The organism is Desulfurivibrio alkaliphilus AHT 2 (assembly GCF_000092205.1).
Lineage (GTDB): Bacteria > Desulfobacterota > Desulfobulbia > Desulfobulbales > Desulfurivibrionaceae > Desulfurivibrio > Desulfurivibrio alkaliphilus.
The window spans coordinates 1,333,930-1,346,123 of the sequence record NC_014216.1 but is presented as its reverse complement, the minus strand read 5'-3'; the positions used below and the strand labels follow the sequence as shown (position 1 = coordinate 1,346,123).

Here is a 12,194-nt window from a genome sequence, read left to right as displayed (position 1 = left end):
ATGCAAGCGGTAACCAAAAGCTTAACCCTGGAACAGGGGCTGCGGCTGCGCCAGGCTCCGTCCGCCGAGCGCCAGGAGGTGCAGCTGCCGCTTCTGCGTCACCACTTGGCCTTGGCGCAACAGGCGCCGTACTACCGGGAGCTGTTTGCCGCGGCCGGCTTTTCCCCCGGGGAACTCGCCACTCTGGCCGATCTGCAGGCCCTGCCCTTGACCGCGCGGGCGGATATCGACCGGCAACCGGCGGCTTTTCTGCCGGCCAGCGATGTGCCGCCGGTGGATCTGGCCCTAACCTCGGGGACCACCGGTCGGCCGGTGACCATCCCCTACACCGCCCACGATCTGGAGCGGCTGGCCTACAACGAGATGATGGCCTTTTACAGCGCCGGGGTGCGGCCCGGCCACCGGGCGTTGCTCTTTGTAACCCTGGACCGCTGTTTCATCGCCGGCCTGGCTTACTACTCGGGTCTGGTGCGGCTGGGGGCCACCGCCATTCGAGGTGGCCCGGGCAAGCCGCAGCAGCATTGGGAACTGATCGACAATCTGAGGCCCATGGTGCTGGTGGGAGTCCCTTCCTTTCTGCTTAAGCTGGCGCGCTGGGGTAAAAAAAACGGGATAAGCCCGGCCAGGTGCGGAGTCACCTCGCTGGTGACCATCGGTGAGCCGGTGCGCCGGCCCGATATGACCCTTACTCCCCTGGGGGAACTGCTGCAGGAGGCCTGGAGGGCGCGGCTGCATGCCTCCTACGGTGCCACCGAGATGGCCACCGCTTTCGGTGAGTGCAGCGCCGGCTGCGGCGGGCATGTGCATCCGGAACTGATGGTGGTGGAAATTATCGGCGAACATGGTCAGCCGGTCGCCCCCGGTTCTCCCGGGGAAGTGGTGGTGACCCCCCTGGGGGTGGAGGGCTTTCCCCTGGTTCGTTTCCGAACCGGCGATGTCGCCCGCCTGCACTATGAACCCTGTGCCTGCGGCTGGCAGACCCCGCGGCTGGGACCCATTGAAGGGCGCCTGGCCCAGCGCTTGAAATACAAGGGCACCACCTTGTATCCCGAAACCATTTTTCAGCTCCTGGAGGAGGTGCCGGGGGTACGGGATTTTTACCTGGAAGTAAGGGCTTCTTTTGATCTTTCCGATGAAATCAGGGTGGTGGTCGGGGGGGCAGAAATCAATTTGGAAAAGATCAGGGATATGTTACAAGCCCGTTTACGGGTGATACCGGAAGTTGTTGTCAGGCCGCCGGCGGAAGTAAGGTCGGTCATTGAAGGAGGAGGGAGCCGTAAGGTGAAGAGATTTTTCGATTTGCGGTAATCGTTCAGCAGCACCGCATCTTCGGGCGATCAGCCAGGCTTACGTACAGTGGGTACGCTGCACCTGGCTGCTTACCCGAACCTGCGGCACTGCTGAACGATTACGGCCCGTTAAACCGGTAGGCTGGTGCCTCTGGTGAACGGTTATGAATTGCGCGAGGATGCTAGATAATGTCATGTTTAAGTGAGTACTGGGGGCAGGAGTTCACCCCTCAGGAGATTGCCGATACCAGGGCGAGAAACGGTTTGCTTTCCCTGGAGCTGGAGCTGTCGCTGGCCTGTAATATCCGCTGCATATATTGCTATGCCGGTTCCGGGTTGCCGCTGGCCGATGAGTTGTCTCTGGCGGAAATAAAGCAGGTCATCGACCAGGCGGCGGAGCTGGGAGCCCGCAAGATCATCGTCCTGGGCGGAGGGGAGCCGCTGCTCTACCCGGAGATCTTTACGGTGATCGACTATATCCGCGGCAAGGGCCTGCAGGCGGATATCTTCACCAACGGTACCCTGATTACCCCGGAAATTGCTCGCCGCCTGCAAGAGCGCCAAGTGGCGGTGGTGGTAAAGAGAAACAGCCTGCAGCCCGAGGTGCAGGATCTGCTGGCCGGTCGACCGGGAACCTTCGCCGCCATTGAACAGGGGTTGGCGGCCCTGCAGGAAGTCGGTTATCCCGCCGACGATCTGCTGCTGGGGGTGCAGACCATCGTCTGTCGCCATAACTATGCCGAGCTGCCCGATATCTGGCGCTGGGCGCGGTGCCGGGGCATTATTCCCTACGTGGAGATGATGACTCTGCAAGGCCGGGCGGTAGAGCACCCCGAGCTGGAGGTCTCCGGCCCCGAGATCAGGAGCCTGTTTGAGCAACTGGCCGGCATCGACCGGGAAGAATTCGGCTTCAACTGGTCGCCCCGGCCGCCGCTGGCCGCTTCCCAGTGTTCGCGGCATGAATATTCCTGCACCGTTACCTCCTTGGGCGACGTCAATCCTTGCCCCGGGGTCAATGTGGGGGTGGGTAATATCCGCCAGCAGCCGTTGGCCGAGATTCTGGCCGGCAGCCGGGTGATTCGAGAGTTACGCGATATTCGCCACACCATCAAAGGCAAATGCTCCGGTTGCGACCACAACACCACCTGTTACGGCTGCCGGGGTCATGCTTATCAGGTGACCGGCGATTACCTGGCCGAGGATCCCCTGTGCTGGCTGGAGAGCAAAGGGTAATCGTACAGCAGCACCGCATCTTCGGGCGATCAGCCAGGCTTACGTACAGGGGGTACGCTGCGCCTGGCTGCTTGCCCGAACCTGCGGCACTGCTGAACGATTACAGCCCGTTAAACCGGCAGGTTAGCACCCCTGGTGAACGGTTACAGCAAAGAAGCCGCCAAGTGATGCCCCGGTGGTGGGCGGGCCGGGGAGCGATGCTGGCCGCTATTTTGCTCGCCATTTTGCTTCTGGGAGGACCGTCGCCAGCGGCGGCCGATGAACTGAAGGCAGAGCCGGCCGGTCCCTGGTCGTGGCTGTTCGGTTACGGGACCAGCCATCCCGGTTGGGGAGAAACCGTCACCCGGGTGGAGAGCCTGGACCTGGTGACGCGCTACGAAAGGGTGGTGCGGCCGGAGATCGGGACTTCCTGGTACCGCCTCCGGCACTCGTTGTTGCTGGAATTGCCGGTGCATCTGCTCACCAATTACGACCTGGCGCCCATGGTGGGCATAAATTTTTTGGCCGGCTGGACCATGACCGGGTGGCTGGAAACGGTGCAACCCTACTTTTTTGCCGGCGGCGGTCCGCTTTACGTGGCCACGGATATTGAGGGGATGGGGACCAGGCTCAACGGCAACTATCAGTTCGGGATCGGTTTGCGCCGCCCCCTGGAGGGTAGCCGTTACCTGAAAATGGAATACCGCTTCCACCACATCTCCAACGGTGGGCGCCGGAAACCCAACGAGCCCCTGAACTCCAGCAAGTTGCTGGTGGGCTTCACCTTTTAATTTTGCGATGACCCATGCCCGGCAATTCCGTTACCAAGCCTGATTACCGTTATGCCCTGGCCGTCACCCCCCCGGAGGAGGTGCTGGCCCTGCTGGGGGAAATCCCCGGGCGCTGGGGGCGGATGCCGCCCTTAAGCCGGGTGCTGGTGGTGGAAACCGGCCGGGTGCTGGCTGCGGCCGGGCTGCTGGCCGGCGGGCGTCGCCTGTCGGACCGGGGGCTCAAGGTGGGCCTGGTCGGGGCCACCTTTACCGGTTGCCTGAGCACCGACCTGGACTTTGCCGCCACTCTGGAGGGCGGCTTCCATTTGGCCAGCCCGGCGCTCTTTGGTTATACCCTGCCCAATATCGCCTTGTCGGAGGCTGCCAGCCATTACGGTCTGGTGGGGCCGGTATATGCGATCTTCCCCGGCCGGGCGCCGGCGATGGCCGCCGCCATTGCCGAGGCCGAGCGGTGGCTGGTCTGTCGGCCCGAGTTGGACCTGATGCTGGCCGGCACCTATGATGCTCTGCCGCCGCGCCCTCAAGGGGCGGTGGCGTCTTCGGCAGGGGCGGATGAACCCGCCGCCATTTCCCTAACCCTTACCGTTGTGAGTGGATGAGTATGCGTATTGCCCTGGTGTACCCCAAATGGAACAAAATTCCGGAACAGACCGAATTTCATCTGCCGCCCCACGGTCCGGTTTGCGTGGCCGCCGCGATTCCCGAGCAGTATGAAGTGCGTTTTACCGATGAAAACGTCGATTCACTGGATTATGACTGGACCCCCGACGTGGTGCTGCTGTCGATGATGCTGACCTGCCAGCTGCCCCGGGGCAAGGAAATCGCCGCCGAATACCGGCGGCGGGGGGTGCCGGTGGTCAGCGGCGGGATTGCCACCATGCTGCATGCCGAAGAGATTGCCGAGCATGTGGACAGTGTCTTTCTGGGCGAGGTGGAAGATGGGCGCCTGGCCGGGGTGCTGGCCGATTGCCGGCAGGGGCGACTGCAGGCGCAATACAACTACTTTCATGATTTCCCGCCCATTGAGAGTGTCGGCCCGGCCCGGCGGGATATTCTTAATCGCTCCCGTTATGTTTACCGGGGGGTGAAAATGGTGGACCTGGTCCACGCTTCCCGGGGCTGCCGCTTCAACTGCTTCCCCTGTGCCACTGCTTATCTGGGCGGCCGCCAGTTCAGGCCGCGGCCCCTGGATCGGGTGGTGGAGGAACTGGCCGGGATCGACAACAACCGCCTGTTCATGGTGGACAACTCGCTGGCCCAGGACAAGGAGTGGGTGCTGGAGCTTTTTGCGGCCATGAAGCCGCTCAAGAAGAAATGGATCTCGCACCCCATCCTCGATGACGATGAGGTGCTGACTGCGGCGGCGGAAGCCGGCTGCTGGTATGTCTACCAGGCGGTTTTCGATACTTCCGAAGTGATCCGCAACCGGGTCCGGCGGCTGAAAGACCACGGCATCGGGGTTGAGGCGGCGGTACTGCTGGGGCCGGACAATCAGGATGCCGACTATATCAAGCGGCTGGTGGATTTTTTGTTGGAAATCGATGTCGATATGGCGGAGTTTTCCATCCTCACCCCCTTTCCCCATACCCCGGTGACCGCCAAATTCGAGCAGGAAGGGCGTATCCTGCACCGCGACTGGCGGCGCTACACCACCGCCGAGGTCTGTTTTCAGCCCAAGCAGATGACCCCCGATGAACTGCAGGAAATGTATGCTTATGCCTGGCGCACTTTTTATCGGGAGGTGCCGCAGCCGTTGCGCATGGCAAGGCTGTTCAGCGAAGTGGTGAAAAAGGAGATGCAGGACGGCACCTATATTCCCCACCGGCAAGCAGCCGAACGTCGCTGGCAAGCGGGGCTTGACCGTTGACCATGAACTGCCTGCTGGTATCGGTTAATCAGGCGGTGGTGCCTTATCCCGTCTACCCCTTGGGGGTGGCCTATCTTTGCGGGGCTTTGAAGCAGGCGGGGCATGCTGCCGATCATTTTGACCTGCTGGCCGACGGCGGCATTGCCGGCTTGCGGCAACTGCTGCGCCGCAGCCGTTATGACCTGATCGGCCTTTCCATCCGCAACCTGGATACCGTCGACAGTTGTGACAAAAACGATTTTATCCCCGAAGTGGCCTCGGTGGTGCGTTTGATTCGGGAAAACTCGGCGGCCCCGGTGGTGCTGGGCGGCCCGGCCTTTTCCTTGATGCCCCGGCAACTGCTGGAATTTTTGCAAGCCGATTACGGGGTGGTCGGCGAGGGTGAAGTGCTGTTGCCCTGGTTGGCCGATGAGTTGACCGCCGGCCGCCCGCCGCAGGCAAAACTGTTGCGCAACGAGCAGCCGCTGGAGTTCTGGACCCGCCCCTCTTTCGGCGCCGGTCCCCTCAAGTATTATCTGGCCCATGGCGGGATGATGGGGGTGCAGACCAAGCGCGGCTGTCCCTATCGCTGCGCCTATTGCTCCTATCCTAATATCGAAGGGCGTTCCCTGCGCTACCGGGATCCGGAAGAGACGGCGGCCGAGGTGGCCTGGCTGGCGGCCGAGCACCGGGTCAGGTACATTTTTTTTACCGACTCGGTGTTCAACGATGGGGCGGGGCACTTCCGGCTCCTGGCGGAGGCGCTGATCAAAAACGGCAACCAAACTCCCTGGTGCGCTTTTTTTCGGCCCCAGAACCTGGAGCGGGAAGATCTGCGGCTGCTGAAAAGGGCGGGGCTATCGGCCATGGAGATCGGTACCGATGCCGCTTGCGACCGGACCCTGGCCGGGCTGGAGAAAGGGTTCGACTTTACCCAGGTGTTGCACGCCAACCGGCTGGCCGCGGAAGAAAAGATTCCCTGCGCGCATTTTGTCATGTTCGGCGGCCCGGATGAAGACCGTAAAACCCTGGCCGAAGGGTTGGATAACTTGTTGCGGCTGGAACAATGTATCGTTTTTGCCTTTTCCGGCATTCGGATCCTGCCGGGTACGGCCTTGGCCGCCCGGGCGGTGGCGGATGGAGTAATTGACGCCGACCAGTCCCTGATGACCCCGACCTTTTATTTTTCGCCCAAGTTGCAGGAGGCGGAACTCTACCGGGAGCTGGCTGCCGCTTTTGCCCCGCGGGAGGATCGAATTTTTCCGGTTTCATCAATTATCGGTAAACTGACAATTCTGCACGAGATGGGGCATACCGGGCCGCTCTGGGATTTCCTGCTGCGTCAGCCCCGGCAAAGAAATGCGAGTTGAAGATGAGCGACAAACCATTATCGTAGTGCCGGTATACAACCATGGCGCCACCCTGCGGGAGGTGGTTCAGCGGGCCTTGGCGGCGGGCTGGCCGGTGCTGGTGGTTGACGACGGCAGTACCGATGACGGCTGGCAGCAGATTACCGATCTTGATTGCCACAAGCTGCGCCTGCCGGTTAACCGGGGCAAGGGGGCGGCCATCATGGCCGGGGCGCAAAAGGCCGGGGAGCTGGGTTTTACGCAAATCATCACCGTTGATGCCGACGGCCAGCATGATCCCGCCGAGGCCGAGTTGCTGGCGGCCGGGGCGGCGGCCATCGACCGGCCGGCCATCGTCATCGGGGCGCGGCGCATGGTGCAGGAAACGGTGCCCAGGGCCAGCCTGTTCGGCCGGGCCTTCTCCAACTTCTGGGTCAGGCTTGAGACCGGCCGGGAGCTACCGGACACCCAGAGCGGCATGCGCCTGTATCCGGTACGGGAGTTGTTGGCCTTAAAGCCCAAGAGCAGCCGCTACGACTTTGAAGTCGAGGTGCTGGTGCGAGCCTCATGGGCCGGGGTGGAGCTTGCTTCCGTCGATATTTCGGTGCATTACCCCCCCAGCGGTGAGCGAATTAGTCATTTCGGCCAGTTTAAAGACAACCTGCGGTTGACCGTGCTTCATACCCGCCTGCTGTTGCGGCGTTTGTTGCCCCTGTCTCATCGGCGGCCGGACGACCAGCCCCCGCTCAATGCCGCCAAAATGGCGGTGCGGCGGCCCTGGCAGACCCTGAAAAAAATCTGCTCCGAGCACACCTCCCCACTCTGGCTGGCCACCGCGGTCTGGATCGGTCTGTTCATGGGAGCCCTGCCCCTGATCGCCTGCCATACCGTGGCGATTATCTATGTTACCCATCGCCTGCATCTCAACAAACTGGCCGCGGTGGCGGCCAGTCAGTTCTGCATGCCGCCGGTGGTGCCGGTGCTCTGTATCCAGGCCGGTTACTTCATGCGCGAGGGGACACTGCTGCTGGATCTTTCCTGGGAGAAGTGGCTGTTGGAGATTCATCTGCGCCTGTGGGACTGGCTGCTGGGCTCCCTGGTGGTGGGACCGGTGCTGGGGCTGATCGGCGCGGGATTGATTTACTGGGCCCGGGTCAGGATGTTTCCCTGCCGAATCGAGGACAAATGAGCCGCTATTGGTGTTGACTGGGAATATGCAAAGCGTCGGTAAAAAACAACCAGGCAGCGGCGGCTGGCAGCGGCTGGAGGCCCTGGGGCATTCCTGTTTTTATCTCACCTTGCGCCTGTTTGGCCTTGCCGGGGCCTATCTGCTGCTGGTGCCCGTGGTCGCCGTTTATCTGCTGGGCAGCCGGGAGATTCACCGCCGTACCAGGCCTTATCTGCAGCGCCGTTTCCCGGAACTTAGCCGGTGGGGACTCTGGCTGGCCACCTTCAAAAATGTCCACTCCTTTGGCCGGGTGCTGGTGGATCGGGCCTGGCTGGGCATGGGGCGCAACCGGGCCTTTGCAGGTGAAACCGCAGGCTACGAGCAGTTGCTCAAGCTGGTGGCGGAAGGCAAGGGGGTGGTGTTGCTCACCGCCCATGTGGGTAACTGGCAGACCGCCCTGGCCCATCTGGAAAGGCTGCCGGTGCCGGTGCATGCCCTGATGCATTACGACCAGCAGGCGGTGGCCAAGCATTTTTTCGACCTGCGCCCGGGGCGTCGTCCCTTTCATATCATCAGTACAGACGGGCCGTTGGGCGGGGTGGTCGAGGCAACGGCGGCCCTGCAACGGGGAGAGGTGGTCACCATCATGGGTGACCGGCTGGTCAAAGGGTCTTCGGTAACGGTGGATTTTCTGGGAGCTCCGGTGCGTCTGCCCGATGCGGCTTATGTGCTGGCGGGTTGCGTCGGTGCCCCGGTGGCGGCCATGTTTGCCGCCAAGACCGGCCGCCGCCGTTATCAGTTGCGAATCCGCGATGTCTGGTATCCCCGCTGGCAGGGTCGCAACCAGCGGGCGGAAGCGTGCCGGGCAAGCGGTGCCCGCTTTGCCCGAAGCCTGCAGGAGCACGTTGACGAGTACCCGTATCAATGGTACAACTTTTACGATTTTTGGCAGCAGTAATCAAACCTTTTCGGTCTTATCGCCTTTGCCAAAGCCGGCGGGGCCACCGAGACCAACAAGTTAAACACTGCGAGGAAATACGGCAAAGGCATGGAAGACCTGAAAGAGCAGCTTAAACACATTTTGATCGACGAAATCAAACTGCAGGGGGTAAGCCCTGCCGATATCAAAGATGATATGCCGCTGTTTGGTGAAGGGCTGGGGCTTGATTCGCTGGATGCAGTGGAACTGGTGGTGCTGATCCAGAAACATTTCGGGGTCCAGATTGGCGACATGGATGAAGGCAAAAAGGCCTTTGCCTCCATTGCCAGCCTGGTCCACTATATCAAGGAGCATCAGGGTTAGAGGGAACGGGGGTGCCGATGGATGATGCGGCGGTGGCAATAGCCGTCGGTGGCATGGGATGCGTTTCCGCCGCCGGCTTGAACCTTGAGGAGCATGGGGCCGCCCTGGCCGGCGGAGAGGTGGCCTGTGGGCCGGTGCCGGCCGAGATTTATGCCACCTCTTTACCCTTTCCGGTTTTCAGTGTGGCCGGTGATCCCCTGGCCCTGACCGGCAGACTGCCGGAAGTTGCCGCCGCCGCAGAGTTGACTGCCCTGAGCCGTACCAGCCGGCTGGCCTTGGCGGCGGCGCTGGAAGCACTGGCCGATGCCGGCCTGTCGCCTGAGATGCTGCGGGGCAGAAAAGTGGGGGTCTGCCTGGGGACCACAGTGGGCTGTGCCTTCAACGACGAGGACTACTACCGGGCCTGGCGGCAGGGCGAGCGGCCGCCGCTGGCGCCGGTGCAACGTTATCTGCAGGGCAATGTCAGTATCGCCTTGCAGGCGGTACTGCAACTTGCCGGGCCTGCCCTGGTGATCACCAACGCCTGCGCCTCCGGTACCGATGCCATTGGGGTGGCCGCCGACTGGTTGCGCCAGGGGCGCTGCGACCTGGCCATTGCCGGCGGGGCCGACGCCTTGTCCCGTATTGCCGGCAACGGCTTTACCTCCCTGTTGCTCACCGATGCCGCCCCCTGTCGACCCTTCGACGAAAGCCGCCAGGGCTTGAACCTGGGTGAGGGCGCCGCTGTGTTGCTGCTGGAAAGGGAGAGCGCCGGGGCGCGGCAGGGGCGGCGGCCCCGGGGCTGGATCAGGGGGTTTGGGACCGCCGGTGATGCCTGGCACCCCACCGCGCCCCATCCCCAGGGGATCGGCCTGCAACGGGCCATCGGGGTGGCCCTGGCGGGCAGCGACTTACGGCGGCAGGATATCGCCCTGATCAACGGCCATGGTACCGGCACGCCGGCCAACGATCTGGCGGAAACCACCGCCACCGCCGAAGTGTTCGGGGCAGATGGGCGGGTGCCGCTGGTTTCCACCAAGGCACTGACCGGCCACACCCTGGGGGCGGCGGGGGCGGTCGAGGCGGTCTTTACCCTGCTGGCCCTGCAGGCCGGTAAAACCGTCGGCTCCCGCCGCTGCCGGCGGCCAGACCCGGCCTTCCCTTACCGGCCCCTGGCGGAAGACGAAGAAAGAGTGTTGACCGGTCCCATCGGGATTTCCCAGTCGCTGGCCTTCGGCGGTGGCAACAGTTGCCTGGTACTGGAGGCAGCAGTATGGTAAGCGAACAGCCGCACCACATCTTCGGGCGATCAGCCAGGCTTACGTACAGGGGGTACGCTGCGCCTGGCTGCAAGACCTCACCTGCGGCACGGCTGTTCGCTTACGGCCCGTTAATCTAGCAGGTTAGTACCTTTGGTGAATGGTTACGCAGTATGAAATGTGCGGTACAGATCAGAGCGGTGCAGGCGGCAGTTGCCGGGGCCGAGATTCCGGCCCATTGGTTACGGTCTTTGCGCCGGGCCGATGATTTTTCCCGGCTGGCGGTGCTGGCCGGGGCTGGCGCCATGGGCGCCGAGGACGAGCTTTCAGCGGCGGAGGGACGACCGGAGATCGGGGTTTTTCTCGGCACCACCACCGGTCCGTTGGAGACCAATTTCCGTTTTTTGGACACCCTCTTTGACAACGGCGAAGGTCAGGCCTCGCCCACCCTGTTTTCACACTCGGTCCACAATGCCGCGGTGGGTTATCTGACCCGGTTGTTGAACCTGCAGGGGCCGGCCCTGACCCTGACCACCCCCGGCTGGCCCTTTTTGGCCGCTCTGGCGGAAGCCAAGGCAGCTTTGGAGCGTGCCGACCTGGCCGCCGCCCTGGTGGTGGCAGTGGAAGAAGAATCGCCGTTGCTGGCCGAGGCCGCCGCGCGACTGGCAGTGGAAACCGGTGGCCTGCCGGCGGTGGGCGAGCCGCTTGCTTCGCCACCGGTGGCCTGCCGTTTGGGGGCGGTTGCCTGGTTGCTGGAGGCGGTCGAGCCGGCGGCGGGTGCCTTGCCCCGGCTGGGCGAGATTGTGCTGGAGGAAAAACCCAGTGATCCCGTCTTTTATTTATTGCGCACGGGAGAACGGTTCCAGCCCTCCGGGGCGTTTTGCCCTCCGGCGGAGGCCCCGCGGAGCCTGGCGGCGGCCCTGGCCTTAAGTCATGCCCTGGAAGAATGCTCCCGGCAGGCGGGAAGCTCACTGCACTGGCAGGCCACCGCTCCCTGCGGGCGTGCCGAAGTGCTGCTGCTAGGATAGTTACAACTGAAAAAACAAAATCAAGGTGGATAAAGCCATGTCTGATGCCCCCGTAGTCTTTATCTCCGGCGCCAGTCGCGGGATCGGGGCCGGTATTGCCCGCCGGCTGGCGGCCGGTGGTTACGATCTCTGGCTGAACTATCACTCGGCCCACGCCGAGGCCCGTGCCCTGCAGGAGGAGATCGAGCGGCTAGGTCGCCGCTGCCGATTGCTGCCCTTCGACGTGGCCGATGAAGAGGCGGTGGCCGCCGCCCTGGAGCCGTTGTTGGCCGAAGAAACCCCTTACGGGTTTATTCATAATGCCGGGATCACCCGCGATACCCTGCTGCCCATGATGGGCCGCCAGGACTGGGACCGGGTGCTCTCCACGCACCTGACCGGCTTTTTCCTGCTGGGGCGGTTGTTTTCCAAGGCCATGCTGGGTAAAAGAAAGGGGCGGATCATTGCCATTGCGTCCGTTTCCGGCGAAGCCGGTCAGGCCGGCCAGGTGAATTACGCCGCGGCCAAAGGCGGGCTGATCGCAGCCTGTAAATCACTGGCCCGGGAAGTGGCCCGGCGCAACATTCTGGTCAACGTGGTCTCGCCCGGTCTGATCGATACCGAGATGATCAAGGATCTGCCGCTGGACAGGATTTTGCCCATGGTCCCCATGAACCGGGTCGGGACGGTGGAAGAGGTGGCGGGAGTGGTCAATTTTCTGCTCGGCCCCGAGGCGGGGTATATCACCGGTCAGGTGATCGGAGTTAACGGTGGACTGCACATGTAGGTAACCGTAACCGTTCAGCAGCACCGCACCTTCGGGCGATCAGCCAGGCTTACGTACCGGGGTACGCTGCGCCTGGCTGCTTGCCCGAATCTGCGGCACTGCTGAACGGTTACCCCACATCTGTCCTCATTTGTTTGTCCTTTTGGTTATGCGGTACGGCTGTTCGGTTACGGCCGGTTAGCAGGTTACGGGCGGGCCCTGGTG

At 62.8% G+C, this 12,194-nt stretch carries 12 protein-coding genes; all 12 read left to right on the top strand.

All coding sequences use genetic code 11. From position 1 onward, the window contains the following. A complete protein-coding gene (locus DAAHT2_RS05765; protein ID WP_013163358.1) occupies positions 1 to 1,308 on the top strand; it encodes a phenylacetate--CoA ligase family protein in 1,308 nt (435 codons plus the stop codon). Between the two features lie 170 nt (positions 1,309 to 1,478). Beyond that, positions 1,479 to 2,522, top strand: coding sequence for a radical SAM/SPASM domain-containing protein (locus DAAHT2_RS05760; protein WP_013163357.1), 1,044 nt, complete (start codon positions 1,479 to 1,481; stop codon positions 2,520 to 2,522). 197 nt (positions 2,523 to 2,719) lie between these two features. Next, entirely contained in the window at positions 2,720 to 3,292 is a 573-nt protein-coding gene (locus DAAHT2_RS05755; RefSeq protein WP_041718839.1) for an acyloxyacyl hydrolase, read from the top strand. 14 nt (positions 3,293 to 3,306) lie between these two features. Next, the gene (locus tag DAAHT2_RS05750) at positions 3,307 to 3,891 is read left to right on the top strand and encodes a beta-ketoacyl synthase N-terminal-like domain-containing protein (protein ID WP_013163355.1); all 585 of its coding nucleotides are present in this window, start codon (positions 3,307 to 3,309) and stop codon (positions 3,889 to 3,891) included. 2 nt (positions 3,892 to 3,893) lie between these two features. Next, the gene (locus DAAHT2_RS05745) at positions 3,894 to 5,159 is read left to right on the top strand and encodes a B12-binding domain-containing radical SAM protein (RefSeq protein WP_041718837.1); all 1,266 of its coding nucleotides are present in this window, start codon (positions 3,894 to 3,896) and stop codon (positions 5,157 to 5,159) included. Positions 5,160 to 5,161: 2 nt separating this feature from the next. Beyond that, complete coding sequence (locus DAAHT2_RS05740) at positions 5,162 to 6,508, top strand: lipid biosynthesis B12-binding/radical SAM protein (RefSeq protein WP_013163353.1); 1,347 nt, start codon at positions 5,162 to 5,164, stop codon at positions 6,506 to 6,508. After that, entirely contained in the window at positions 6,498 to 7,676 is a 1,179-nt protein-coding gene (locus DAAHT2_RS05735) for a DUF2062 domain-containing protein (protein ID WP_013163352.1), read from the top strand. The genes DAAHT2_RS05740 and DAAHT2_RS05735 overlap by 11 nt, the downstream gene beginning before the upstream one ends. A gap of 25 nt (positions 7,677 to 7,701) precedes the next feature. Beyond that, complete coding sequence (locus DAAHT2_RS05730) at positions 7,702 to 8,613, top strand: lysophospholipid acyltransferase family protein (RefSeq protein WP_013163351.1); 912 nt, start codon at positions 7,702 to 7,704, stop codon at positions 8,611 to 8,613. Between the two features lie 90 nt (positions 8,614 to 8,703). Further along, the gene (locus DAAHT2_RS05725) at positions 8,704 to 8,958 is read left to right on the top strand and encodes a phosphopantetheine-binding protein (protein WP_013163350.1); all 255 of its coding nucleotides are present in this window, start codon (positions 8,704 to 8,706) and stop codon (positions 8,956 to 8,958) included. A gap of 17 nt (positions 8,959 to 8,975) precedes the next feature. Next, a complete protein-coding gene (locus DAAHT2_RS05720; protein WP_013163349.1) occupies positions 8,976 to 10,217 on the top strand; it encodes a beta-ketoacyl-[acyl-carrier-protein] synthase family protein in 1,242 nt (413 codons plus the stop codon). Between the two features lie 152 nt (positions 10,218 to 10,369). Continuing rightward, complete coding sequence (locus DAAHT2_RS05715; RefSeq protein WP_013163348.1) at positions 10,370 to 11,224, top strand: beta-ketoacyl synthase chain length factor; 855 nt, start codon at positions 10,370 to 10,372, stop codon at positions 11,222 to 11,224. A gap of 37 nt (positions 11,225 to 11,261) precedes the next feature. Continuing rightward, positions 11,262 to 11,990, top strand: coding sequence for a 3-oxoacyl-ACP reductase FabG (gene fabG, locus DAAHT2_RS05710; protein WP_013163347.1), 729 nt, complete (start codon positions 11,262 to 11,264; stop codon positions 11,988 to 11,990). Positions 11,991 to 12,194 lie beyond the last annotated feature (204 nt).